Source organism: Leclercia sp. LSNIH1 (assembly GCF_002902985.1).
Lineage (GTDB): Bacteria > Pseudomonadota > Gammaproteobacteria > Enterobacterales > Enterobacteriaceae > Enterobacter.
In genome coordinates this window covers 1,575,180-1,599,753 of sequence record NZ_CP026167.1, presented here as the reverse complement: position 1 = coordinate 1,599,753, position 24,574 = coordinate 1,575,180, and the positions used below count along the sequence as shown (strand labels likewise).

Genomic DNA, 24,574 nt, shown 5'->3' with positions numbered 1-24,574 from the left:
TAACGGGTGGGCAATAAAGGGATTTGTGAATTGCCGCGCATAAAGCCGTTTTAAATAGGGTTTTAATGCCCCCTTTTCTGCCAGAAGGAATCTTTCATGAGCCGTTCGCAAAATTTGCGTCATAACGTGATTAACCAGGTGATCGACGACATGGCGAGGGGCCACATTCCGTCACCGCTGCCCTCACAAAGCGCGCTGGCGGAGATGTACAACATCAGTCGCACCACCGTGCGCCACATCCAGGCCCATCTCTGCGACTGCGGCGTACTGACGCGGGTGAACAATGACTACGTGATTGCCCGCAAGCCCGACGCCAGCGATGGCTTCAGCTGCGAGATCGCGCCGCTGGCCGAGCAGACCCGGCTTTTTGAGCAGAGCTTTTTGTCGATGATCAACCAGCGCATTCTGCGTGCCGGAGAGGCCTTTTCGGAGCTGGCGCTGGCGCGTAGCGCAGGCGTCAGCCCGGTGGTGGTAAGGGAGTACTTACTTAAATTTAGCCGCTACAACCTGATCGAGAGCGAAAAGCGCGGCCAGTGGCGAATGAAGCAGTTTGATCAGTCGTGGGCTGAGCAGCTATTCGAGCTGCGCGAAATGCTCGAAACCCACGCTCTGCAGCATTTCCTCAATCTGCCCGACAGCGACCCGCGCTGGCTCCAGGCCCGCACCCTGCTGGAGGAGCACCGCGCCCTGCGCGACAGCATCGGCGACAGCTTTCGCCAGTTCTCCCGGCTGGATCGCGACTTCCACTCCCTGCTGCTCTCCGCCGCCAACAACATCTTTTTCAACCAGTCGCTGGAGATCATCTCATTCATCTTCCATTTCCACTACCAGTGGGATGAGAGCGACCTGAAGCAGCGCAATATCATCGCCATCGATGAGCATATGACCATCCTTAGCGCGCTTATCTGCCGCAACGATCTGGATGCCAATCTGGCGATGCGTAATCACCTGCATACCGCGAAACAGTCGATGATCCGCTCCATTAACCAGAGCGCGACGGTCTTTTATTAAGTACCGATTAAAAACAGCAAATCTTTACGGACAGCACGCTTCCGCGATCGGACACACGCGGGAAAATAACGGCTGCCTATGCTCACCGGGAGTCGACTTAATTTTTTATTGCGCGGTGAGGAATGCGGATATTCCATCACTTATCGTTATAGATATTTCTCTAATAAAAGATCAGAGAATACCCCTACAATAATTCAGGAGTCCGGCGTGGAAAAAAGCAATATAACTCTCGACCCGCAGACCACCTTTGACAAAGAAAAGACAACAGATATTTCTCTGCCGCCAACAGGTGCTATTCAGCGTAGCGCGCGAATAAAGCGCATCCAGACGACAGCGATGCTGTTATTGTTTTTTGCCGCGGTCATTAATTATCTCGATCGCAGCTCGCTGTCGGTGGCAAATCTTACCATTCGCGAGGAGCTGGGTCTCAGCGCCACCGAGATCGGCGCCCTGCTATCGGTGTTCTCGCTGGCGTATGGTATCGCCCAGCTGCCCTGCGGCCCGCTGCTGGACCGCAAAGGCCCGCGCCTGATGCTGGGGCTGGGAATGTTCTTCTGGTCGCTGTTCCAGGCGATGTCCGGAATGGTTCACAGCTTTACCCAGTTCGTGCTGGTGCGCATCGGGATGGGGATTGGCGAAGCGCCGATGAACCCCTGTGGCGTAAAGGTAATTAACGACTGGTTCAACATCAAAGAGCGTGGCCGTCCGATGGGCTTTTTCAACGCCGCCTCGACCATCGGCGTGGCCATCAGCCCGCCGCTGCTGGCGGCAATGATGCTGGTGATGGGCTGGCGCGGGATGTTTATCACCATCGGCGTATTGGGTATTTTCCTCGCTATTGGCTGGTACATGCTCTATCGCAACCGCGAGGAGCTCGAGCTGAGCGGCGTCGAGCAGGCGTACCTCAACGCCGGTAGCGTTAACACCCGTCGCGATCCCTTAAGCTTTGCTGAATGGCGCAGCCTGTTCCGCAACCGCACCATGTGGGGAATGATGCTGGGCTTTAGCGGCATCAACTATACCGCCTGGCTCTATCTGGCCTGGCTGCCGGGCTATCTGCAAACGGCCTATAACCTGGATCTGAAAAGCACCGGCCTGATGGCGGCCATTCCATTCCTGTTTGGTGCGGCGGGGATGTTAGTCAATGGCTTCACCACCGATGCGCTGGTGAAACGCGGCATGGCGCCGGTACGCAGCCGTAAGCTGTGCATTATCAGCGGGATGCTCTGTTCGGCGGCCTTCACCTTCGTGGTACCGGAAGCGACCACGGCGATGAGTGCGGTACTGCTGATTGGGATGGCGCTGTTCTGCATCCACTTTGCGGGCACGTCGTGCTGGGGATTGATCCATGTGGCCGTGGCATCACGAATGACCGCCTCGGTGGGCAGCATTCAAAACTTCGCCAGTTTCATCTGCGCCTCGTTTGCCCCGATTGTCACCGGGTTTATCGTCGACACCACCCACTCGTTCCGCCTGGCGCTGATCATCTGCGGCTGCGTCACGGCGCTGGGGGCGTTAGCCTATATCTTCCTGGTGCGTCAGCCGATCAGCGATCCGCATCAGCAGTAATAGTGCCGGGTGGCGGCTTCGCCTTACCCGGCCTACAAAATCGTAGGCCCGTGCAAGCGCAGCGCCGCCGGGCACAAAAACAGCGCCCTGCCTGAACAGGGCGCTATTCACATCAGAAGGTTTCCCAGTTGTCACCGCTGTCGGTAACCGCCGCTTTGCGCGTCGTTACCGGCGACGTCACGGTTTTCACCGCCGCGTGTGCATGGGCTTTCTGCTGCTCCTGCTGAATGCGGAACACCGCCACTGCCTGAGTCAGACGGCTCGCCTGCTCTTCCAGTGCCGCTGCCGCAGCCGCAGATTCCTGCACCAGCGAGGCGTTCTGCTGGGTGACGCGATCCATCTCGGCCACCGCCAGACCCACCTGGTCGATCCCGCGGCTCTGCTCATCAGAGGCAGAGGCGATCTCACCCATAATGTCGGTTACGCGGGTCACCGCGCTGACGATTTCACCCATGGTCTCACCGGCGCTTTCCACCAGCGTGGAACCCACTTCGACGCGACCCACGGAGTCCTCAATCAGGCTCTTGATCTCGCGTGCGGCCTGGGCGCTGCGCTGGGCCAGGTTACGGACTTCACCCGCGACCACCGCAAAACCACGCCCCTGCTCACCGGCACGCGCCGCTTCTACCGCCGCGTTCAGCGCCAGGATGTTGGTCTGGAAGGCAATACCGTCGATGACGCTGATGATGTCAGCAATCTTCTGCGAACTTCCGGCGATGTCACGCATGGTTTGCACCACGTTATCCACCACTTTGCCGCCTTTCTGCGCGGTTTCGGATGCGCTCAGCGCCAGATGGCTCGCCTGACGGGCGTTCTCGGCGTTCTGCTTCACGGTGGCGGTCAGCTCTTCCATGCTGGCTGCGGTCTCTTCCAGCGAGGCCGCCTGCTGCTCGGTACGGGAGGAGAGATCGTTGTTACCCATGGAGATTTCGCTCGCGCCGCTGTAGATGGCGTTAGCGCCATTACGCACGTCGCCGACGGTACGCATCAGTTCAGCCTGCATGTGACGCAGCGTATCGGCCAGCTGCCCCATCTCGTTAGAACCTTCCACTTCGATGCGTTTCACCAGATCGCCGCCGGCGATATGACGAATGCTGTCAGTCAGACGGTTCAGCGGAGAGATCAGAGAGTGACGGATACCCAGCCACACGCCGACAATCACCACCAGCACCAGGATCAGCACGCTGAGCAGGATCCAGAGGGCCTGGCTGTAAGAGCTGTTGCTGTCGTCCACGGCGGTCTGATACAGATGATCGTTCTGCTGCAGATAGTTAACGTACTGCTTCTCAAAGCCATCCTGGTAGCTCTGGGTCGGCTGATCGAAGAACTCATTGATCTTGCCTGCGCCCAGCAGCTGGATCAGTTCGGCCAGCGCACCATGATAGATATCGTAGTTACGTTTGATTTCCAGCGCGGCGCCTTCACTCTGACGCGGGTCACGCGGCAGGGCTTCGTACTCCGCCCAGCTTTTTTCCGCCTGCTTCAGTGAAGCAGCAGCAATCTGCATCAGATCGTTCACGGTGGCACCGCTACCGATGTTGTTCTGATCCATCATGTAGCGGATGCCCGCGCGGTTCAGGGTGTTACGGGTTTGCAGCAACGCTACCCAGCTGCTGTTAAGCGTGGATTGTTGCTGACGAATGGTTTGCAGGACGGTGAAGTTTTCTTTGTCATGCTTCAGGGCATTAAAGAAAAGACCACCGGATGTGAGCTGTAATAGGCCAAAAATAACCAAAACCAGCAATAAGCTGGTAACAATCTTGATACGATTTAACATGATTTCTCATTCCACCAGACAGGTACAGAATTTTCGGCCTGGAATGGGAAAACTTTACGGAAATTGTGTTGATGACCGAAGCGATCTACTCCTCTTCCTGGCTGTTAACCTGCCCATCGCCCAGCGCAATAAACTCCTGTAGCAGCGCCGTCAGCTGCTGCATTTTTTCCGGCGTGTACCGCGCCTCAATCTGCTGATAGGCCTCTTCCACCTGCGCCTGGGCGCGTTCATACAGGGCGTTCCCCTCTTTGGTGAGGGAGACATAGAGCTTGCGCTGGTCGTTGAGCGGCTTTAAGCGCAGCACCAGCCCGTCGCGCTCCATACGCGTCAGGATCCCGGTCAGGCTCGGGCGCAGAATACAGGTGCGGAAGGCCAGGTCATGAAAATCCATCGACGGATGCTCCGCCAGCACGCGCACGATCCGCCACTGCTGCTCCGTCAGATTCTGCTGCTTGATAATCGGGCGAAAAAAGGTCATCGCGGTTTCCCGCGCCTGGAGTAGTGCGATAGTTAACGAATCGTGCATGGCGCTCCCACCTCAACATCATTAATAACGAAACAATCAATGTATAACGCTCTCTCTGCGCACCAGCGGCGCGACTGAAAAGTCTAACAGATATCACATTAAAATATTAAACTACTGATATATATCATTAATTTTAGGTAAATGTAAATTTATTGTTATCACTATCACAAAATATTCACTTTTGTTTGCCAAACAGACAGCGAGGGACTAAAAACTAATCATTAACATATTAATGAACTCAAAACCCGCGACCCGGGCCCGAGGAGAAAGTAATGAAAGGTACTGTTTTTGCGGTGGCACTCAATCACCGCAGCCAGGTCGACGCCTGGCGCGACGCGTTTAACCAGCCCCCGTACAACACGCCACCGAAAACCGCCGTCTGGTTTATTAAACCGCGCAACACTCTGATCCGCGCCGGCGATGCTATTCCGCATCCTGAAGGGGAACAGGTGCTGAGCGGCGCCACGGTGGCGCTGATTGTCGGCAAAACCGCGAGCAAAGTCAGCCCGGAAGAGGCCGCCGACTACATTGCCGGGTACGCGCTGGCAAACGAGGTGAGCCTGCCGGAAGAGAGCTTCTACCGCCCGGCAATCAAAGCCAAATGCCGGGATGGATTTTGCCCGCTGGGTGAACTCGCCGCCGTCGACAACGTGGATAACCTGAACATCATCACCGAGATCAACGGTCGCGAAGCAGACCACTGGAACACCGCCGATTTGCAGCGTAACGCCGCTGAACTGCTGAGCGCCCTGAGTGAGTTTGCAACGCTCAACCCCGGCGACGCGATTCTGCTCGGCACCCCGCACTCGCGCGTGCCGCTCCAGCCAGGCGACCGCGTGCGCATTCTGGCAGAAGGCTTTCCGGCGCTGGAAAACCCGGTTGTCGATGAACGCGACGTCGCCATCGCTCGGGGTGCAAATCCTCACCCCACGCTGTTCGCCCTCGGCCTGAACTACGCCGATCACGCCAGCGAGCTGGCATTCACGCCACCGACCGAGCCGCTGGTCTTTATCAAAGCGCCCAATACCTTCAACGGCGACAACCAGACCTCGGTACGCCCGGACAACGTTGAGTACATGCACTACGAAGCGGAGCTGGTGGTGGTGATCGGCAAAACCGCGCGTAAAGTCAGCGAAGCCGAGGCGATGGATTTTGTTGCGGGCTACACGGTCTGTAACGACTACGCCATCCGCGACTATCTCGAAAACTACTACCGCCCGAATCTGCGGGTCAAAAGCCGCGACGGGTTAACCCCCATCAGCCCCAACATCGTGCCAAAAGCAGCCATTCCTGATCCGCATAACCTCACCCTGCGCACTTTCGTCAACGGTGAATTACGTCAGGAAGGGACCACGGCGGATCTGATCTTCAGCATCCCGTTCCTGATTGCTTACTTAAGTGAATTTATGACCCTGCAACCGGGGGACATGATCGCCACCGGCACGCCGAAAGGGCTCGCCGACGTGCGCCCGGGAGATGAAGTGGTCGTGGAAGTGGAAGGCGTTGGCCGTCTGGTCAACCGGATTGTCAGCGAGGAGGCCAAATAATGAAAAAGATTAACCACTGGATCAACGGTAAAAACGTGGCGGGTAGCGACACCTTCCACACTACCAACCCGGCTACCGGCGAGGTGCTGGCGGAGGTGGCTTCCGGCGGCGCAGATGAGATCAACCAGGCCGTCGAAGCAGCTAAAGCGGCGTTCCCGAAATGGGCCAACCTGCCGATGAAAGAGCGCGCGCGCCTGATGCGTCGCCTGGGCGAGCTGATTGACCAGAACGTGCCGGAGATCGCCGCGATGGAGACCGCGGACACCGGTCTGCCGATCCACCAGACCAAAAACGTGCTGATCCCGCGCGCTTCGCACAACTTCGAGTTCTTCGCCGAAGTGTGCCAGCAGATGAACGGCAAGACCTATCCGGTCGACGACAAGATGCTGAACTACACCCTGGTGCAACCGGTGGGGGTCTGCGCCCTGGTCTCGCCATGGAACGTGCCGTTTATGACCGCCACCTGGAAGGTCGCCCCCTGCCTGGCGCTGGGTAACACCGCGGTGCTGAAGATGTCCGAGCTGTCGCCGCTCACCGCCGACCGCTTAGGCGAGCTGGCGCTGGAGGCGGGTATTCCGGCGGGGGTGCTGAACGTGGTGCAGGGTTATGGCGCCACGGCGGGCGACGCGCTGGTGCGTCATCACGACGTGCGGGCCGTCTCCTTTACCGGCGGCACCGCCACCGGACGGCGCATCATGCAGAGCGCCGGGCTGAAAAAATACTCCATGGAGCTGGGGGGCAAATCGCCGGTGCTGGTGTTTGAAGATGCCGATATCGAACGCGCCCTGGATGCCGCCCTGTTCACCATCTTCTCCATCAACGGCGAACGCTGCACCGCGGGCTCGCGCATCTTCATCCAGCAGAGCATCTACCCGGAATTCGTCAAACGCTTCGCCGAGCGCGCCAACCGCCTGCGGGTGGGCGATCCGACCGATCCGAATACCCAGATCGGGGCCCTTATCAGCCAACAGCACTGGGAGAAAGTCTCCGGCTATATCCGCCTGGGCATTGAAGAGGGGGCGACCCTGCTGGCGGGCGGCCCGGATAAACCGGCGGATCTGCCTGTCCATCTGAAAGGCGGCAACTTCCTGCGCCCAACGGTGCTGGCGGATGTCGACAACCGCATGCGCGTGGCGCAGGAGGAGATCTTCGGCCCGGTGGCCTGCCTGCTGCCGTTTAAGGACGAAGCGGAAGGGCTGCGCCTGGCGAACGACGTGGAGTACGGCCTGGCGTCCTACATCTGGACCCAGGACGTCAGCAAGGTGCTGCGTCTGGCGCGCAATATCGAGGCGGGCATGGTGTTTGTGAACACCCAGAACGTGCGCGACCTGCGCCAGCCGTTTGGCGGCGTGAAGGCCTCCGGCACCGGACGCGAAGGCGGCGAGTACAGCTTTGAAGTCTTCGCCGAGATGAAAAACGTCTGTATCTCGATGGGCGACCATCCGATCCCGAAGTGGGGAGTATGAAATGGGCAAGTTAGCGTTAGCAGCAAAAATCACCCACGTTCCGTCGATGTATCTCTCTGAGATCCCCGGTAAAAACTTTGGCTGCCGTCAGGGGGCCATCGAGGGGCATAAAGAGATCGGCAGACGCTGCCGCGAGATGGGCGTCGATACCATTATCGTCTTCGACACCCACTGGCTGGTGAACAGCGCCTATCACATCAACTGTGCGGACCATTTTTCGGGCGTCTACACCAGCAATGAGCTGCCGCACTTTATCCGCGACATGACCTACGACTACGACGGCAACCCGGAGCTCGGGCAGTTGATCGCCGACGAGGCGGTGAAGCTTGGCGTGCGCGCCAAAGCGCACAACATCCCGAGCCTGAAGCTGGAGTACGGCACCCTGGTGCCGATGCGCTACATGAACGCGGACAAGCACTTCAAAGTGGTCTCCATCTCGGCGTTCTGCACGGTTCACGACTTCGCCGACAGCCGCAGGCTGGGCGAGGCCATCCTGAGCGCCATCGAAAAGTATGACGGCACCGTGGCGGTGCTTGCCAGCGGCTCGCTGTCGCACCGCTTTATTGACGACCAGCGCGCCGAAGAGGGGATGAACAGCTACACCCGCGAGTTTGATCGCCAGATGGATGAGCGGGTGGTGAAGCTGTGGCGCGAAGGCCAGTTCAAAGAGTTCTGCAGCATGCTGCCGGAGTACGCCGACTACTGCTACGGCGAAGGCAATATGCACGACACGGTAATGCTGCTGGGCATGCTCGGCTGGGACAGATACGACGGCAAGGTGGAGTTTCTCACCGAGCTATTCCCCAGCTCCGGCACCGGTCAGGTTAACGCCGTTTTTCCTCTGCCCGCATAAGGATGTCCCATGCCGCACTTTATTGCTGAATGCACCGACAACATCCGCGACCAGGCCGACCTGCCGGGGCTGTTCGCCAAAGTCAACGAGGCGCTGGCCGCTACGGGCATCTTCCCCCTCGGCGGGATCCGCAGCCGCGCCCACTGGCTGGATACCTGGCAGATGGCCGACGGCAAGCAGGATTACGCCTTTGTGCATATGACGCTGAAGATTGGCGCCGGGCGCAGCCTGGAAAGCCGGGAAGAGGTGGGTGAAATGCTGTTTGCGCTGATCAAAGCGCATTTTGCCGACCTCATGGCCGCCCGCTATCTGGCGCTGTCGTTTGAGCTCGATGAACTGCACCCGACGCTCAATTACAAACAAAACAACGTACACGCGTTGTTTACGTAGCCGTCTTCTCGCCCGGTGGCGCTGCGCTTACCGGGCCTACAACGGCCCCGAACGTAGGCCGGGTAAGCGCAGCGCCACCCGGCAAACAGCAGCATCAATCGTAGGCCGGGTAAGCACAGCGCCACCCGGCAAACAGCAGCATCAACCGTAGGCCGGGTAAGCGTAGCGCCACCCGGCAATGCAATGCCACAGGATATCGCCATGCTCGACAAACAGACCCACACCCTGATTGCCCATCGCCTGCATCAGGCGGAACAGACCCGGGAGCAGATCCGTGCGATCTCGCTGGATTACCCGCAGATCACCATTGACGACGCCTACGCCGTCCAGCGCGAATGGGTAAGCCTGAAAATCGCCGAAGGCCGCACCCTGAAAGGCCACAAGATCGGCCTTACTTCGAAGGCGATGCAGGCCAGCTCGCAGATCAGCGAGCCAGACTACGGCGCCCTGCTGGACGACATGTTCTTCCATGACGGCAGCGATATCCCCACCGATCGCTTTATCGTTCCGCGCATTGAGGTGGAGCTGGCCTTCGTGCTGGCGAAACCGCTGCGCGGCCCGAACTGCACGATGTTCGATGTCTACAACGCCACGGATTACGTCATCCCCGCGCTGGAGCTGATCGACGCCCGCTGCCACAACATCGATCCGGAAACCCAGCGCCCGCGCAAAGTGTTCGACACCATCTCCGATAACGCCGCCAACGCGGGCGTGATCCTCGGCGGGCGCCCGATCCGCCCGGACGAGCTGGATCTGCGCTGGATCTCTGCCCTGCTCTATCGCAACGGCGTGATCGAAGAGACCGGCGTTGCCGCGGGCGTGCTCAACCACCCGGCCAACGGCGTGGCATGGCTGGCGAACAAGCTGGCCCCCTACGACGTGCAGCTGGAACCCGGCCAGATCATCCTCGGCGGTTCGTTTACCCGTCCGGTGCCCGCCAGCAGAGGCGATACCTTCCACGTGGACTACGGCAACATGGGCTCCATCAGCTGCCGCTTTGTGTGAGGAGATAACCATGCAAAACGCATTCAAAGCGGCACTGCAAGCGGGCAAACCCCAGATCGGCTTATGGCTGGGGCTGACCAGCAGCTACAGCGCCGAACTGCTGGCGGGGGCAGGCTTCGACTGGCTGCTGATCGACGGTGAGCACGCCCCTAACAGCGTGCAGACCGTTCTCGCCCAGCTCCAGGCCATCGCCCCCTACCCCAGCCAGCCGGTGGTGCGCCCATCGTGGAACGATCCGGTGCAGATCAAACAGCTGCTGGATGTGGGGGCGCAAACCCTGCTGGTGCCGATGGTACAAAACGCCGACGAGGCGCGGCTAGCGGTGCGCGCAACCCGCTACCCGCCTGCGGGTATTCGCGGCGTCGGCAGCGCCCTGGCCCGGGCATCACGCTGGAACCGCATCCCGGATTACCTGCACCAGGCCAACGACGCTATGTGCGTGCTGGTACAGATTGAAACCCGCGAAGCGCTAAAAAACCTGCCGCAGATCCTGGATGTGGAGGGCGTCGACGGGGTGTTTATCGGCCCGGCGGATCTCAGCGCCGACATGGGCTTTGCCGGTAATCCGCAGCATCCGGAAGTACAGGCCGCCATTGAACAGGCCATCGCGCAGATCCGGGCGGCGGGCAAAGCGCCCGGCATCCTGATGGCGAATGAACAGCTGGCCAAACGCTATCTCGAACTCGGGGCGCTGTTTGTCGCCGTCGGCGTCGACACCACCCTGCTCGCCCGCAGCGCCGAAGCGCTGGCGGCACGCTTTATCGATAACCCGGTTACGTCAGTTAATAACAATAAATCCGTCTACTGAACGATCTGGAGCGCACCATGACGACCTCTACCCTGCAAGATAATAAAGCCGTTGAACATCGCGTCATTAATAAGCTGTTCCGTCGTTTGATCGTGTTTCTCTTTATTCTCTTTGTCTTCTCGTTTCTCGATCGCATCAATATCGGCTTTGCCGGGCTGACGATGGGCAAAGATCTGGGCCTCACCTCCACCATGTTTGGCCTGGCCGCGACGCTCTTTTACGTCACCTACGTGCTGTGCGGGATCCCGAGCAATATCATGCTGGCGAAGATCGGCGCCCGGCGCTGGATCGCCGGGATCATGGTGGTGTGGGGGATCGCCTCCACCTGCACCATGTTCGCCACCAGCCCCGAAACCCTCTATGTCCTGCGCATGCTGGTGGGCATTGCCGAAGCCGGTTTCCTGCCGGGGATTCTGGTCTATCTCACCTGGTGGTTCCCGGCCTATCACCGCGCCCGCGCCAACGCGCTCTTTATGATCGCCATGCCGGTAACCATGATGCTCGGCTCAATCCTCTCCGGCTACATTCTGGCGATGGACGGCCTGTGGAACCTGAAGGGCTGGCAGTGGCTGTTCCTGCTGGAAGGTCTGCCGTCGGTGGTGCTTGGGGTGGTGACCTGGTTCTTCCTGAACGACACGCCGGATCAGGCCACCTGGCTGGACGACGAAGAGAAGCAGACCCTGAAAACGATGATCGCCCGCGAGCAGGAGAACGCCATTGCCCATGCCGCCACGCCGCGCTCGACGCTGCGCGAAGTGCTGACCCCGGCGGTGCTGCTCTACACCCTGGCCTACTTCTGCCTGACCAATACGCTGAGCGCCATCAACATCTGGACGCCGCAGATCCTGCAAAGCTTCAACACCGGTAGCAGCAATATCGTGATCGGCCTGCTGGCGGCGATCCCGCAGTTTTGCACCATCCTCGGGATGATCTGGTGGAGCCGTCGCTCCGACAGGCTGAAAGAACGAAAAAAGCACACCATCCTGCCGTACCTTTTTGCGGCGGCGGGATGGCTGCTGGCGTCGGCGACCGATCACAGCCTGATCCAGCTGCTTGGCATCATCATGGCCTCAACCGGATCGTTTACCGCCATGGCGATCTTCTGGACCACGCCAGATCAGGTTATTAGCCTGCACTCCCGGGCGGTGGCGCTGGCGGTGATCAACGCCATCGGCAACGTCGGCTCCGCCGTCAGTCCGCTGCTGATTGGCATTCTGCGCGATGCCACCGGCAGCTTCAGCTCCGGGCTGTGGTTCGTGGCCGGGTTGCTGGTGGTGGGTGCGCTGGTGCTGACGCGTATTCCGATGACCCGGCAGGAGAGCCGTGCAAACGTGCCGGACATGGCGACGCAGAAGATCCATTGAGGAGCGGTTATGTGCCAGAGCCCGATTGCCAATATCGACATCAGCAAAGAGTACGACGAGAGCCTGGGAACGGACGATGTGCATTACCAGTCCTTTGCGCGTATGGCGGCCTTCTTTGGCCGCGATATGCAGGCCCATCGCCACGACCGCTATTTTCAGATGCACTTTCTGGATACCGGGCAGATTGAGCTGCAGCTGGACGATCACCGTTACTCGGTGCAGGCCCCGCTGTTTGTCCTGACGCCGCCCTCGGTGCCGCACGCGTTTTTTACCGAATCAGACAGTGACGGGCACGTACTGACGGTGCATGAAGATCTGATCTGGCCGCTGCTGGAAGTGCTCTACCCCGGCACCCGGGAGACCTTCGGGCTGCCGGGCATCTGCCTGTCGCTGGCCGATAAACCCGATGAGCTGGCGGCGCTTTCTCATTACTGGCGGCTGATTGAACGCGAATCCACCGCCCAGCTTCCCGGGCGGGAGCACACCCTGGCACTGCTGGCGCAGGCGGTATTCACCCTGCTGCTGCGCAACGCAAAGCTCGACGATCACGAGGCCTTCGGCATGCGCGGCGAACTGAAACTGTTTCAGCGCTTTACTCAGCTGGTTGACGCGCACTTCCACCAGCACTGGACGGTGCCGGAATATGCCAGCGAACTGCACCTCACAGAATCGCGGCTGACCGACATCTGCCGCCGCTTCGCCAACCGACCGCCGAAACGGCTCATCTTCGACCGCCAGCTGCGCGAAGCCAGGCGGCTGCTGGTCTTCTCCGACAGCGCCGTGAATGAGATTGCCTGGCAGCTGGGATTCAAAGACCCGGCCTATTTCGCGCGGTTTTTTAACCGCTTAGTAGGGTGTTCGCCAAGCAAGTATCGGGCACAGAAAGTGCCAGTGTCGTGAGTTTTGCCAGGGGGACGGTGGAGGTTGAAAACAGATGGCCTTGACATCTCACGCAGCGGGTAGTTTACTTTTTTTATTATAGTGACACCCTGAGTGAATCTATGTCATCAAAATTAAACTGGCTACTGCAAAACACCTCTCCTGGCAGCCTGGTTTTGCAGTCCTGGCTGACACGAAACGACATCTCACCCTCTCTGGCATTCAAATATGCGCAAAATGGTTGGTTAAATAAACTGCGTGCCGGCGTTTATGCACGCGCGGGGCGTGAACCGGACTGGAGCGATGCACTGGAATGTCTACAGAACCAGCTTGCTGCCCCTGTTTATCTGGCCGGACTAACCAGCTTGTCCTGGCAAGGCCGTTCTCATTATCTACAGCTTAACCAGAGTCAATGCTGGCTTAGCGCTGAAAACAAAACGCTGCTTCCAAAATGGTTCAAAGAATTTCCCGATGTTGACTGGCGAGTGGTATCAGGTCTGAAGCTTCCTCAACTGGACGAAAAGTACCGTACTGAGCTTGAGATAAAAGGAAAAAAATTAACAGCCAGCGGGCCAGAACTAGCAACTTACGAACTGTTAAGCGCAGTGCCTCAGGACATCTCATTTGAACACGCAGCCGAGCTTTTTCAGGGGCTGGTTAATCTTAACCCACGTAAAATAGAGAGTTTGCTTGTGCTCAGCCAGGCAGTTCAAACCAAGCGTCTGTATCTATTTTTCGCCAGTTTCTATGAGCATGCTTGGCTCAAACGCATTGATATCAGCAAAATTGACCTGGGATCGGGCAACCGACAAATCGTTGCCAATGGCAAGCTGAACACGCAATACCAGATCACCGTACCCGAAAATTTCAATCTGAAGGGAAGAAACTATGGATAGAACCTCCCCCTACCACCGCCAGGTCGCTTTGCTGGTGCGCGCACTACCCTATGTTGCCAACGAGTCCTGTTTTGCGCTCAAAGGTGGAACTGCGATCAATCTGTTTATTCACAATTTTCCCCGATTGTCAGTTGATATCGATCTTGCCTACATACCCCTGGAAAGCAGGGAGGTGGCTCTGCCCAATGTACGCGATGCACTCACCCGCATCGCTAATGAACTGGAGGCTCAATCGGGGATCAGCGCAGTGCTGCAAACGAATAATCCCGACGAGATGCGCATCATTGTCACCACTGACGATGCACAAATTAAAATTGAAGTTTCACCTGTCGCCCGGGGAACGTTGTATCCCCCGCAAGAACGGGATGTCGTGGAAACCGTAGAAGATGAATTTGGGTTTGCCGCGATCCCGGTCGTCTCACTCCCTGATTTGTATGGCGGCAAGTTATGCGCCGCGCTGGATCGTCAGCATCCCAGAGACTTTTACGATGTAAAAATGCTTCTTGATACACAAGGTATCGACCGCGCTATTTTCAATGGTTTTATCGCTTACCTGCTCAGCCATAATCGTCCTCTATCCGAGGTTCTTAGCCCGCGCTGGAAGGATATTACCGGGCCCTTTCAAAACGAATTTAACGGCATGACTATTCAGGATGTATCCCTTAAGGAGCTGGTTAACGTTCCGGAAAGAATGTTAAACGCGTTGAAAGAACATTTCACTCATCAGGATTTCGATTTTCTTATGTCCTTTAAACGTGGTGCTCCTGACTGGAATTTAGCGCCTGAAAGCCCAATTCAACATTTGCCAGCCGTTCAATGGAAATTGCGCAATATCAGCAGGATGTCAGAAGAAAAACGCGCTCAGTCACTGAAGAAACTGGAAAGGGTTCTGGAAAAGTGGATAAGCTAATTTATTAAGCGCCTTCTCCCGCTTGCGCTGCGCTTACCGGGGCTACGGATTGTAGGCCGGGTAAGCGTTAGCGCCACCCGGCAAACCCCATCCCGATCACAATTCTCGCACCTGTCTGAAAAGTACCCGTCGTTGACCCATTCGTCCCTTCACGACCCGCCTCTCTCACGCTTCAATTAAACAACAAAAACAACACATAAATTTAACAATCATCTTCCGATACGAGGTCCCTATGAAACCTGAAGATTTCCGCGCAAGCACCCAGCGTCCGTTAACCGGCGAAGAGTATCTGAAAAGCCTGCAGGATGGCCGTGAGATCTACATCTATGGCGAGCGCGTGAAAGATGTGACCACCCATCCGGCGTTTCGCAATGCGGCGGCCTCGGTCGCGCAGCTCTACGATGCGCTGCACAAACCTGACATGCAGGACACGCTCTGCTGGAATACCGATACCGGCAGCGGCGGATACACCCATAAGTTTTTCCGCGTGGCGAAAAGTGCCAGCGACCTGCGCCAGCAGCGCGACGCCATTGCCGAGTGGTCGCGCCTGAGCTACGGCTGGATGGGACGCACCCCGGACTATAAAGCCGCCTTCGGCTGCGCGCTGGGGGCGAACCCGGCGTTTTATGGTCAATTCGAACAGAACGCCCGCAACTGGTACACCCGTATTCAGGAAACCGGCCTCTACTTTAACCACGCCATCGTCAACCCACCGATCGATCGCCACAAACCGGCGGACGAAGTGAAAGATGTCTACATCAAGCTGGAGAAAGAGACCGACGCCGGGATCATTGTCAGCGGCGCGAAGGTGGTTGCCACCAACTCGGCGCTGACCCACTACAACATGATCGGTTTTGGCTCGGCCCAGGTGATGGGGGATAACCCCGGCTTTGCCCTGATGTTTGTCGCCCCGATGGATGCCGAAGGGGTGAAGCTGATCTCCCGTGCATCTTATGAACTGGTGGCAGGCGCGACCGGCTCCCCTTATGACTACCCGCTCACCAGCCGTTTCGACGAGAACGATGCGATCCTGGTGATGGATAATGTGCTGATCCCGTGGGAAAACGTGCTCATCTACCGCGACTTTGACCGCTGCCGTCGCTGGACCATGGAAGGCGGTTTCGCCCGCATGTATCCGCTGCAGGCGTGCGTGCGTCTGGCGGTGAAGCTCGACTTCATCACCGGGCTGCTGAAAAAGTCGCTTGAATGTACCGGCACCGCCGAGTTCCGCGGCGTGCAGGCCGACCTCGGGGAAGTGGTGGCCTGGCGCAACATGTTCTGGGCGCTGAGCGACTCCATGTGCTCGGAGGCCACACCGTGGGTGAATGGCGCGTACCTGCCGGATCATGCGGCGCTGCAAACCTACCGCGTGATGGCGCCAATGGCCTACGCGAAGATCAAAAACATCATCGAGCGCAACGTCACCAGCGGCCTGATCTACCTGCCGTCCAGCGCCCGCGACCTGAACAACCCGCAGATCGACAAATACCTGGCGAAATATGTGCGCGGCTCCAACGGCATGGATCATGTTGAGCGCATCAAGATTTTAAAACTGATGTGGGATGCCATCGGCAGCGAGTTTGGTGGTCGCCATGAGCTGTACGAGATCAACTACTCCGGTAGCCAGGATGAAATCCGCCTGCAGTGCCTGCGCCAGGCGCAGACCTCCGGCAACATGGACAAGATGATGGCGATGGTCGACCGCTGCCTGTCTGAATATGACCAGAACGGCTGGACGGTTCCGCACCTGCACAACAACACCGATATCAACCTGCTGGACAAGCTGCTGAAATAGGGCAGCGGGAGCTCAAGATGCAACATGATGAACAACGCCTGCGTTTTCGCGACGCGATGGCCAGCCTCTCTGCGGCGGTCAATGTGATTACCACCGATGGCGAAGCCGGACGCTGCGGCATCACTGCTACCGCAGTCTGCTCGGTAACGGATACGCCCCCCTCGGTGATGGTCTGCCTGAATGCCAGCAGCGCCATGAACCCGGTTTTCCAGGGTAACGGCAAGCTGTGCATCAACGTACTCAATCACGAACAGGAGCTGATGGCGCGCCATTTTGCCGGCATGACCGGCATGAGCATGGAGGAGCGGTTCACCCTCTCCTGCTGGCAAAAAGGTGTGCTGGCCCAGCCGGTATTAAAAGAGGCGCTGGCAAGCCTGGAAGGTGAGATCAGCCAGGTACAGGCCATCGGCACCCATCTGGTCTACCTGGTGGAGATTAAGAATATCCACCTGAGCCAGGAGGGACACGGCCTGATTTACTTTAAGCGCAGATTTCATCCGGTGTTAATTGAACAAGAAATGACCGTTTAATCCCCTTCGCCAGCCGAACTACCGGCTGGCGCTTATTTGTTTCTATTCACTGAAATATGAAACAATCACTGCCAGAAACTAATGCTGAATATAAGTTTTGGATCAACCCACCAGAGTTAATAGGCTTTCAGACTTTTCCCCTTTTTCCGGGCAAAATTCTTAAATTTGAAATGACACAAACTGCAAACTTATGTAATCTTCGCCACATAAAAACACTTTCATGAATAATAAAAAACGATTTAGTTGTTTACTGAATAGTTTTTTTATGGCAGCGCCCTAAAGCAAATCGCGCACATTTTAACCGGAATTGTCTATTTCCGTGCGGTAGCCTACCCTTTTTTTGGATTTTCTTACTTAACACCTGCGTTTTTGTTGCTCCTGCACCTGCAAGATTTCTCAACTGCTTCGCTATTAAAATCAGTTAAATACCATCAAAGTTTTATTTCACATTCCAGTTATTGCATTGTTGGAAAATATTGATCTATGAAGAACGCAACTCGCCTTCTGGTGATTTCGCTCGCCCTCATGTTGAGCGGCTGTGCATATTCCCCGAAGCAGGTTGAAGCATCCCGACCGCTTGTGAATCAGACTGCTTCTACCGACCTCCAGGCTATGGCAGCCAATCTGCAACAACCTCTGAACACCCTGCCGCAGGGCGCCGCGCTCAGCGCCAATGGCAATACCTATATTCTGGGCCAGCGTTATGTCTCCGCCCTGGGGCTGGAATGCATAGAACTGCTGCGTAATCGCAACTACAACCAGTCGCAGCACGGTGTGACCTGTAAGAACGGTGATACCTGGTATCTGGTACCACAGCTGGAACAGGCTTCCGCCAGTAACCTGCTTGCCGTGCAATAATTTTGAAGAGAAATGTTGTGAAGATAACGAATTTTCGGCAATTGAGTGCCGTCCTGTTACTGGCCTGCGTCTCCTGCGCCTCTTTCGCCGCCCCCACCCAGCAAGAAGCCCAGGCATTTGGGATGAACACCCCGGCAGACAACGGCGATGGCCGACTGCAGCTTGGCGGCGAGCAAGCGATGAGCGGCCAGGCAAACACCTCCTCCACCACCGGGACTTTCGCACAGCAAAACCGCCAGGGCATGTTACTGCCGGGCGAGTCTGATGTGCGTAAATTACTGCCGCAGTCCGAGTCCGGCCTCCCCCCTCCATACGGTGCCAACCTGTTTGCCGGTGGTTATGAAACCGAGCGCAGCGACGGCTTAAACGATAATTACCTGATCGCCCCCGGCGATAAGCTGAATATCTGGATCTGGGGCGCAGTCAATTTTTCCAACGTCGTGACCGTCGATAATCAGGGCAATATTTTTATTCCCGATGTCGGGCCGATTAATGTCAAGAATGTGGCGGCCAGTAAGGTTAATAACCTGGTTACCAGCCATATCAGCGAAGTTTTCACCAATAACGTTAATGTTTACGTTAATTTACTTACCGCGACGCCGGTCAGTGTATATGTCACCGGACCCGTCATTCGTCCGGGACAATATGCCGGACAATCTTCCGACAGCGTTTTATATTTCCTGAAACGCGCTGGCGGCATCGACTCCGACCGCGGCAGCTATCGTCATATTAAAGTATTGCGCCAGAACCGCGTGATCCAGCAGATCGACCTGTATGAGTTTATGCAGCAGGGCAAAATGCCGAAGCTGTCCCTCAAAGATCAGGATGTGATTCTGGTTGAACCCCAGGGGCCGATGATCAACGTGGCGGGTAAAGTGCGTAACCCATTCCGCTTCGAGCTGAAGAACAGCACCGCGCTCGGCTCAGAGCTGATCGACTACGCCCTGCCCCTCGCCAAGGTGAGCCACGTGGGCGTGATTGGCGATCGCGCCAGTGGCCCGTTCTCGGTCTATATGCCCTATAAAGATTTCGACCGCATTCAGCTGAGCGACGGCGATAAAGTGCTGTTCAACGACGACATGCATGCGCAGGTGTACGATGTGCAGGTGATGGGCAGCTATCGCGGGCCATCCTACTTCACCGTGCGTAAAGAGACCCGTCTGCACGATCTGCTGAACCACATCCCGATTGACCCGAACATGGCGGATTACGGCTCGATCTACATCATGCGTAAGAGCGTGGCCGCGCGGCAGAAAGAGATGCTGGAAGACTCCCTCAACCGTCTGGAGCGCAGCGTCTTTACCGCGCCTGCCAGCTCTGACGGCGAGGCCTCCATTCGCACCAAAGAGGCCGAACTGGTGATGCGCTTTGTGGAAAAAGCCCGCAAGATCCAGCCGCTGGGTAAAGTGGTGGTGTCGGATAAAGGCGTGATCGCCAACATCCTGCTGGAACAGGGCGACCAGATTGTGATCCCGAACAAAACCGACCTGATTCAGGTGGGTGGCGAAGTGATGATGCCGCAGGCGGTGGTCTACAACAAAAACGCCAGTCTGGAAGACTACGTAGCCTGGGCGGGCGGCTATACCGACCGTGCGGACGACAAGCGCATTGCCGTGGTGCATGCCAACGGGCTGATGGAGTTTAAAGACGGTGGCGATGTGATGCCGGGCGATCAGATTCTGGTCATGCCGAAAGTGGACAGCAAAATGATGCAGTCCATCAAGGACATCACCCAGGTCATCTATCAGGTTGCTGTGGCGGCCAACGTGGTCCTGAACTAACCCTCAATGCGGGCTCGCCCCCTCGCGGGCCCGTTCTGTGATATCGGCCTTCTTATGCTTAAACCTGTTCTCAACCAAACGCCCCGCAGCTCGTTCCAGGTGCTGAGGGATGTGACGTTTGGCCTGCTTATCCGTGAACTGAAAACGAGATTTGGGAGTTACCGGCTGGGGTATTCCTGGGCGCTGCTGGATCCGTTGTTGATGATTGGCGCATTTAGTTTGATATTTGGTATGCGTAGTTCTGGTGGGTTTGGAGGAGTTCCTGCACCATTATTTATTACTGCCAGTTATCTACCTTTTTTATTTTTCAGAAATGTTGTAAGCAAAATGCAATCGGCCGTTACCGCTAATATGGGATTATTTTGTTATCGGCAGGTAACTCCATTTGCTACTTTTATAGCTAGATTTATACTAGAAGTTATAATTGGACTAGTAGTTGGTTGTATATTGGTGCTAGGGCTTTTATGGTGCGGAATTAATGCCATACCCAATGACCCTTTACTAGTTATAATCATTTATTCATTATTGATGATATTTTCATTCTCCCTTGGCATTATTTTTTGCGTATTAAGTAATTTATTTAAGGAAGCAGATAAATTCCTTGGATTAATAATGATGCCATTAATGTTCATTTCATGCGTAATGTATCCGCTAGCGACAATACCTGCCCAGTATCAACACTGGTTTTTATGGAATCCTTTGGTACATGCCGTTGAGCTTGTAAGATGCGGTTGGATCTCCGGATATGTCAGTCCAAATGTGAGTTGGACATATTTTTCTGGTTTAACATTGGTACTGCTAACGTTTGCGATGAGTTGCTATCGATTAACTAATCGTCGAATGATCGCCAGCTAAAGTGAAATAAGCATGATCATCCTTGATAATGTATCAAAGTATTACCCCACAAAATTTGGCCGAAATTATGTCCTTCGAGATATTAGCATTACATTACCACGCAATCGAAACATAGGTATTTTGGGCACTAATGGTGCTGGCAAATCTACCCTTTTGCGTCTGCTGGGGGGAATGGATATGCCCAGTAAAGGTAAATTAACACGTCTCTGTCGAGTCTCATGGCCCCTTGCTCTTGGGGGGGGTTTCAAGGAAGTATGACTGGGCGGGAAAATACTCGCTTCGTTTGTCGCATTCATGGAGTTCACAACACCTTAGGGATTGAAGAGTGGGTTAAAGAGTTTTCAGAAATCGGTCAACATTTCGAATTACCTATCAAAGGATACTCAAGTGGAATGAAGTCAAAATTTTCATTTGCTGTGAGTATGGCATTTGATTTTGATATATATCTCACTGATGAAATAATGTCAGTAGGGGATGCTAGATTTAAACAAAAATGTATCGATATATTTAACCAAAAACGTAAAACAGCCAGCTTAATAATGGTATCACACGATATGAAAAACCTTCGTCAACAATGTGATATGGGTATATTGCTGCGCGATAGTAAATTGGAAATATTCGATAATATAAATGATGCTATTAACATTTATCAGAACCTTTAATAAATTAATGAAATTATGACAGAGCCAAGCTATTTAAAAGAACCTTCGAGTTTGATGCGAAAATTGAGAAAATTAAAAACTAAACCCAAAACATTCATAATTGACTCAAGTGGATTTAGGATTGTTCAGCGTTCCTGGAAACAAAGCCTCAAACTTGGGAGTTTTTTATGGGTAGTTGCATTATTTTCAATTGCCGCATTTTACTTTACCTTAATTGCATCTGATCGCTACGTTAGTCGAGCGGAAATAGTAATAAAACAAGCTGATCAAATAAAAATGTTGCCTGATGCTCTATCAATGCTGGGGATAGGGGGCAGCAACCATGAGGATGTACTGTTAATTCAAGATTATTTAAGATCGCTAGATTTGTTAAAGAAAATAGATAAAGAGCTGAGTCTTAAAAGTCATTATCAAAGCCGCAGCGTTGACTACTTTTCTCGTTTATCGGAGAACGTAAGTCAAGAAGATTTTCTTGAATATTATCGAGATCATATGACATTACATCTGGATGAGCTTTCAGGAGTGCTGACAATTGAATTACAAGCGTTTGAACCTGCGTATGGTCAACAAGTAGTTAATTTGATGTTAAAAGAATCTGAGGGTTTTATTAATAAATTGGGACATCAAGTTGCGCTCGAACAGTTATCATTTGTAGAGAAAGAAGTTAATCGAGCATATCAACGAGTTCAGGACGAAAAAGCAAAAGTCCTACAATTTCAAAACACTTATCACTTGCTTAGTCCAGAAGCAACAAGTACAGCACGTTTAAGTGTCGTAAGCCAAATTGAAGCTGAACTAGTACAACGGCAAGCTCAATTAAAACAAATGCAAAGCTATATGAAAACAACAGCTCCAGCTGTTGTTTCTGTCCAAGCAAAAGTAGACGCTTTAACTCAGCAACTTGTTCAGGAAAAGAACCGATTGACTGGTACAGATAAGGATGCCATGAATGAAATTAATGCTCGGTATATGGATATTCAAACCCAAGCAGCATTGGCTGCAGATATTTATAAAACAGGTCTTATCAGTTTGGAACAAGCACGAGTTGAGGTTTATCGTAAGCTGAAGCATTTACTCATTATTAGTCAACCAACGCAAGCCGAAGTAGCAGAATACCCGCGCCGTCTTTATAACTTAGCGACTATAGGTGTACTACTTTGCCTGTTTTATGGATTGTTAGTAATGGGTTTAGCAACTTTGCGGGAACATCAAGACTAAAATGATACTCCAAACTTTAAAAATTCATATAATGGCCATCGTCATTAACACTAAGCATTATTAGACAACCATTGAATAACACACGATTACAGGCAATATTAGTTAGACTTCTTAATTAAATATTGCTTACACAAAACATCTCAATATTTTAATATTGCAGAGAATCAAGGTTATATTAACGGATATTGATAAAATGGCTAGAAATAAAAAATACAAACAAAAATTGCTAACTAACAAACACAGTATTCTTCACACACACACAAAACCAGAAAGTATCGAAGATATCACTTTAGATCTTGAAATTAAAAGCTCCGATGAAAATAAAATAACACTACTTGAACAATCAGCTCCATCAATATCATCAAAGGTAATGTTCTGGCGGCCTCGATATGTAGAACAGTCTCAATGGTTACAACATATCCCATTCTACTTCTGGTTGATAGAAGTATTACATCCTAAAGTAGTAGTTCACCCTAATATCCATACCGGCGTGAGTTACTTCGCAATTTGTCAGGCAATAGATAAACTTAATCAAGATGGCCTAATATATGGTTCTTATGGAGAGCACGGTGATGATGTTCGGATTAACACATATAATCATGAGCATTATCAAGAATTTTCAAGTTTAACAAGCAAAAATGAAAAGCAATTCCTTCAAGAATTCCGCAATCAAAGCATTGATCTTCTAGTATTAAGCAATGATAGTATATTATTAAGTAGCAAATCAGAAATAACTAGTTTACATCATTATATGAGCAATAATGGTATAGTTCTAATTCACGACTCATCATATGAATCAAAGCGAGAAATAATTAAAGAATTAAAATCTCGATACACTTTTTTCGAATGGAACCAAGGCTCGGGATTATTGATGTTATGCCTTGGGAAAAATGTTCCTCCTCGGTTAGGTGCTCTTATCACACAAAGTCAAGAGTTGAGTGGAAAACGTTTAATTCAAAATATCTATACTCGCTTAGGTGTTGCGTGTGAAGATTCATGGTACCGTTCATCTCAAGAAAAAAAAATTAAACAATTACTTGAGGATATGGAAGTAATCAAAGTTCAACTGATAAACTGTCAATCTGAAAAAGATAACTATCACTCTCGTATGAAAGAAATCTCTACCCAATTAAATGAAACCATTAACGAAAAAAACATGTTTCAACAATCCTTCGAGCAAGCTAAAAAACAAATAATAATATCCGAAGAAGAAATTGAAGCTTTCAAAGTAGAAAAAAAATTGTATGAAAAAGATTTCCAAAAGCAGCAGGATGAAATTACCAAGCTCAGAAGTGAAGTTCAAGAACTGAAAAATATAAATCTTATGCTAGAAAGAGATCAGGAAGTAGCTACGCTTAAAATTTCAAAATTGACTCATGCAGAATCAAGCTTACAACAATCATTAAACAAAAGATTCGACGAGTTAGCCATACTTACAAAATTATTGCACGACAAAGAAAATCAGGATAAAACACATTTTACAGAAATTCAACCTTCGCCCATTGAAATATCAACACTTAATAAATCGACACTTACTGATAAGATTAAAGATAAATTCCTAACTACAAAAAAAAACCGAGCAAAAATTCGGCAATTTAAAAAAAATGTAGAGCTTATCCAAAATTCAGAGTTGTTTGATGAAGTTTGGTATTCCGAACAATACCCTGATGCTAAAAACCATCCATATGGTGCAGCAGGTCATTATTTAGAAAAAGGTTTTGAGTTACGTACAAACCCTTCACCTTTATTTAATAGTAATTGGTATCTACAAACGAATAAGGATGTATATAATGTGAGCATGAATCCATTATTTCATTACCTTAAATTTGGTAAAAAAGAAAATCGTTTGTTCAAACGCGTCTAACTTATTGAAA

The 24,574-nt window shown here is 53.3% G+C and carries 23 protein-coding genes; 21 read left to right on the top strand and 2 right to left on the bottom strand.

Annotated features, from left to right (window positions below; translation table 11 throughout):
• Positions 1 to 96: 96 nt before the first annotated feature.
• Together C2U54_RS08030 and C2U54_RS08025 are read left to right on the top strand one after the other, a co-directional pair.
• On the top strand, positions 97 to 1,011 hold the full coding sequence (locus tag C2U54_RS08030) for a GntR family transcriptional regulator (protein WP_103178151.1): 915 nt from the start codon (positions 97 to 99) through the stop codon (positions 1,009 to 1,011).
• A gap of 207 nt (positions 1,012 to 1,218) precedes the next feature.
• Positions 1,219 to 2,580, top strand: a complete 1,362-nt coding sequence (locus C2U54_RS08025; RefSeq protein ID WP_103178150.1) for an MFS transporter — start codon at positions 1,219 to 1,221, stop codon at positions 2,578 to 2,580.
• A gap of 112 nt (positions 2,581 to 2,692) precedes the next feature.
• Here the strand turns inward: C2U54_RS08025 and tsr are convergent, their stop codons facing one another.
• Entirely contained in the window at positions 2,693 to 4,357 is a 1,665-nt protein-coding gene (gene tsr, locus C2U54_RS08020; protein ID WP_103178149.1) for a methyl-accepting chemotaxis protein, read from the bottom strand.
• Between the two features lie 85 nt (positions 4,358 to 4,442).
• A complete protein-coding gene (gene hpaR, locus C2U54_RS08015; RefSeq protein ID WP_103178148.1) occupies positions 4,443 to 4,883 on the bottom strand; it encodes a homoprotocatechuate degradation operon regulator HpaR in 441 nt (146 codons plus the stop codon).
• A gap of 272 nt (positions 4,884 to 5,155) precedes the next feature.
• Here hpaR and hpaG point away from each other — a divergent pair, with 272 nt between their 5' ends.
• The 19 genes from hpaG (at position 5,156) to C2U54_RS27445 (ending at position 24,564) form a co-directional block, all read left to right on the top strand.
• Positions 5,156 to 6,430 (top strand): 4-hydroxyphenylacetate degradation bifunctional isomerase/decarboxylase, encoded by a 1,275-nt coding sequence (gene hpaG / locus C2U54_RS08010; RefSeq protein ID WP_103178147.1) that lies wholly within the window; start codon positions 5,156 to 5,158, stop codon positions 6,428 to 6,430.
• Positions 6,430 to 7,896, top strand: coding sequence for a 5-carboxymethyl-2-hydroxymuconate semialdehyde dehydrogenase (hpaE, locus tag C2U54_RS08005; RefSeq protein WP_103178146.1), 1,467 nt, complete (start codon positions 6,430 to 6,432; stop codon positions 7,894 to 7,896). The genes hpaG and hpaE overlap by 1 nt, the downstream gene beginning before the upstream one ends.
• Before the next feature lies 1 nt (position 7,897).
• Positions 7,898 to 8,749, top strand: coding sequence for a 3,4-dihydroxyphenylacetate 2,3-dioxygenase (gene hpaD / locus C2U54_RS08000; protein WP_103178145.1), 852 nt, complete (start codon positions 7,898 to 7,900; stop codon positions 8,747 to 8,749).
• Positions 8,750 to 8,758: 9 nt separating this feature from the next.
• Positions 8,759 to 9,139, top strand: a complete 381-nt coding sequence (locus C2U54_RS07995) for a 5-carboxymethyl-2-hydroxymuconate Delta-isomerase (RefSeq protein WP_103178144.1) — start codon at positions 8,759 to 8,761, stop codon at positions 9,137 to 9,139.
• 201 nt (positions 9,140 to 9,340) lie between these two features.
• Complete coding sequence (hpaH, locus tag C2U54_RS07990) at positions 9,341 to 10,144, top strand: 2-oxo-hept-4-ene-1,7-dioate hydratase (RefSeq protein WP_103178143.1); 804 nt, start codon at positions 9,341 to 9,343, stop codon at positions 10,142 to 10,144.
• Between the two features lie 10 nt (positions 10,145 to 10,154).
• Positions 10,155 to 10,952 carry a 4-hydroxy-2-oxoheptanedioate aldolase gene (gene hpaI, locus C2U54_RS07985; RefSeq protein WP_103178142.1) on the top strand — a complete coding sequence of 266 codons (798 nt, stop codon included), beginning with the start codon at positions 10,155 to 10,157 and terminating at the stop codon, positions 10,950 to 10,952.
• Positions 10,953 to 10,969: 17 nt separating this feature from the next.
• Positions 10,970 to 12,316 (top strand): 4-hydroxyphenylacetate permease, encoded by a 1,347-nt coding sequence (gene hpaX / locus C2U54_RS07980; protein ID WP_103178141.1) that lies wholly within the window; start codon positions 10,970 to 10,972, stop codon positions 12,314 to 12,316.
• A 9-nt stretch (positions 12,317 to 12,325) separates the two neighbouring features.
• Positions 12,326 to 13,216, top strand: coding sequence for a 4-hydroxyphenylacetate catabolism regulatory protein HpaA (hpaA, locus tag C2U54_RS07975; RefSeq protein WP_103178140.1), 891 nt, complete (start codon positions 12,326 to 12,328; stop codon positions 13,214 to 13,216).
• 101 nt (positions 13,217 to 13,317) lie between these two features.
• A complete protein-coding gene (locus tag C2U54_RS07970; RefSeq protein ID WP_103178139.1) occupies positions 13,318 to 14,091 on the top strand; it encodes a type IV toxin-antitoxin system AbiEi family antitoxin in 774 nt (257 codons plus the stop codon).
• Positions 14,084 to 15,001, top strand: a complete 918-nt coding sequence (locus C2U54_RS07965; protein ID WP_103178138.1) for a nucleotidyl transferase AbiEii/AbiGii toxin family protein — start codon at positions 14,084 to 14,086, stop codon at positions 14,999 to 15,001. Before C2U54_RS07970 ends, C2U54_RS07965 begins: the two co-directional genes overlap by 8 nt.
• Positions 15,002 to 15,233: 232 nt before the next feature.
• The gene (gene hpaB, locus C2U54_RS07960) at positions 15,234 to 16,796 is read left to right on the top strand and encodes a 4-hydroxyphenylacetate 3-monooxygenase, oxygenase component (RefSeq protein WP_103178137.1); all 1,563 of its coding nucleotides are present in this window, start codon (positions 15,234 to 15,236) and stop codon (positions 16,794 to 16,796) included.
• A gap of 17 nt (positions 16,797 to 16,813) precedes the next feature.
• Entirely contained in the window at positions 16,814 to 17,326 is a 513-nt protein-coding gene (locus C2U54_RS07955; RefSeq protein WP_103178136.1) for a 4-hydroxyphenylacetate 3-monooxygenase reductase subunit, read from the top strand.
• Positions 17,327 to 17,809: 483 nt separating this feature from the next.
• Positions 17,810 to 18,184: a hypothetical protein gene (locus C2U54_RS07950; protein WP_032180729.1), complete on the top strand. Its 375-nt coding sequence runs from the start codon at positions 17,810 to 17,812 to the stop codon at positions 18,182 to 18,184.
• 17 nt (positions 18,185 to 18,201) lie between these two features.
• Positions 18,202 to 19,965, top strand: a complete 1,764-nt coding sequence (locus tag C2U54_RS07945) for a polysaccharide biosynthesis/export family protein (RefSeq protein WP_103178135.1) — start codon at positions 18,202 to 18,204, stop codon at positions 19,963 to 19,965.
• Between the two features lie 111 nt (positions 19,966 to 20,076).
• The gene (locus C2U54_RS07940; protein ID WP_233210490.1) at positions 20,077 to 20,820 is read left to right on the top strand and encodes an ABC transporter permease; all 744 of its coding nucleotides are present in this window, start codon (positions 20,077 to 20,079) and stop codon (positions 20,818 to 20,820) included.
• A gap of 12 nt (positions 20,821 to 20,832) precedes the next feature.
• The gene (locus C2U54_RS27965) at positions 20,833 to 21,078 is read left to right on the top strand and encodes an ATP-binding cassette domain-containing protein (protein WP_327059515.1); all 246 of its coding nucleotides are present in this window, start codon (positions 20,833 to 20,835) and stop codon (positions 21,076 to 21,078) included.
• Entirely contained in the window at positions 21,075 to 21,482 is a 408-nt protein-coding gene (locus tag C2U54_RS27960; RefSeq protein WP_327059514.1) for an ABC transporter ATP-binding protein, read from the top strand. Before C2U54_RS27965 ends, C2U54_RS27960 begins: the two co-directional genes overlap by 4 nt.
• Before the next feature lie 15 nt (positions 21,483 to 21,497).
• Positions 21,498 to 22,700: a sugar transporter gene (locus tag C2U54_RS07930; protein WP_103178134.1), complete on the top strand. Its 1,203-nt coding sequence runs from the start codon at positions 21,498 to 21,500 to the stop codon at positions 22,698 to 22,700.
• 193 nt (positions 22,701 to 22,893) lie between these two features.
• Positions 22,894 to 24,564 (top strand): hypothetical protein, encoded by a 1,671-nt coding sequence (locus C2U54_RS27445; protein ID WP_158251039.1) that lies wholly within the window; start codon positions 22,894 to 22,896, stop codon positions 24,562 to 24,564.
• Positions 24,565 to 24,574 lie beyond the last annotated feature (10 nt).

What these genes read in the sequence shown, in the direction of transcription:
- C2U54_RS08030 (WP_103178151.1), top strand. Translation starts at nt 97, where the DNA reads ATGAGCCGTTCGCAAAATTTGCGTCATAACGTGATTAACCAGGTGATC.
- tsr (WP_103178149.1), bottom strand. Translation starts at nt 4,357, where the DNA reads ATGTTAAATCGTATCAAGATTGTTACCAGCTTATTGCTGGTTTTGGTT.
- hpaR (WP_103178148.1), bottom strand. Translation starts at nt 4,883, where the DNA reads ATGCACGATTCGTTAACTATCGCACTACTCCAGGCGCGGGAAACCGCG.
- hpaG (WP_103178147.1), top strand. Translation starts at nt 5,156, where the DNA reads ATGAAAGGTACTGTTTTTGCGGTGGCACTCAATCACCGCAGCCAGGTC.
- hpaE (WP_103178146.1), top strand. Translation starts at nt 6,430, where the DNA reads ATGAAAAAGATTAACCACTGGATCAACGGTAAAAACGTGGCGGGTAGC.
- hpaD (WP_103178145.1), top strand. Translation starts at nt 7,898, where the DNA reads ATGGGCAAGTTAGCGTTAGCAGCAAAAATCACCCACGTTCCGTCGATG.
- C2U54_RS07995 (WP_103178144.1), top strand. Translation starts at nt 8,759, where the DNA reads ATGCCGCACTTTATTGCTGAATGCACCGACAACATCCGCGACCAGGCC.
- hpaH (WP_103178143.1), top strand. Translation starts at nt 9,341, where the DNA reads ATGCTCGACAAACAGACCCACACCCTGATTGCCCATCGCCTGCATCAG.
- hpaI (WP_103178142.1), top strand. Translation starts at nt 10,155, where the DNA reads ATGCAAAACGCATTCAAAGCGGCACTGCAAGCGGGCAAACCCCAGATC.
- hpaX (WP_103178141.1), top strand. Translation starts at nt 10,970, where the DNA reads ATGACGACCTCTACCCTGCAAGATAATAAAGCCGTTGAACATCGCGTC.
- hpaA (WP_103178140.1), top strand. Translation starts at nt 12,326, where the DNA reads ATGTGCCAGAGCCCGATTGCCAATATCGACATCAGCAAAGAGTACGAC.
- C2U54_RS07970 (WP_103178139.1), top strand. Translation starts at nt 13,318, where the DNA reads ATGTCATCAAAATTAAACTGGCTACTGCAAAACACCTCTCCTGGCAGC.
- C2U54_RS07965 (WP_103178138.1), top strand. Translation starts at nt 14,084, where the DNA reads ATGGATAGAACCTCCCCCTACCACCGCCAGGTCGCTTTGCTGGTGCGC.
- hpaB (WP_103178137.1), top strand. Translation starts at nt 15,234, where the DNA reads ATGAAACCTGAAGATTTCCGCGCAAGCACCCAGCGTCCGTTAACCGGC.
- C2U54_RS07955 (WP_103178136.1), top strand. Translation starts at nt 16,814, where the DNA reads ATGCAACATGATGAACAACGCCTGCGTTTTCGCGACGCGATGGCCAGC.
- C2U54_RS07950 (WP_032180729.1), top strand. Translation starts at nt 17,810, where the DNA reads ATGAAGAACGCAACTCGCCTTCTGGTGATTTCGCTCGCCCTCATGTTG.
- C2U54_RS27965 (WP_327059515.1), top strand. Translation starts at nt 20,833, where the DNA reads ATGATCATCCTTGATAATGTATCAAAGTATTACCCCACAAAATTTGGC.
- C2U54_RS27960 (WP_327059514.1), top strand. Translation starts at nt 21,075, where the DNA reads ATGACTGGGCGGGAAAATACTCGCTTCGTTTGTCGCATTCATGGAGTT.
- C2U54_RS07930 (WP_103178134.1), top strand. Translation starts at nt 21,498, where the DNA reads ATGACAGAGCCAAGCTATTTAAAAGAACCTTCGAGTTTGATGCGAAAA.
- C2U54_RS27445 (WP_158251039.1), top strand. Translation starts at nt 22,894, where the DNA reads ATGGCTAGAAATAAAAAATACAAACAAAAATTGCTAACTAACAAACAC.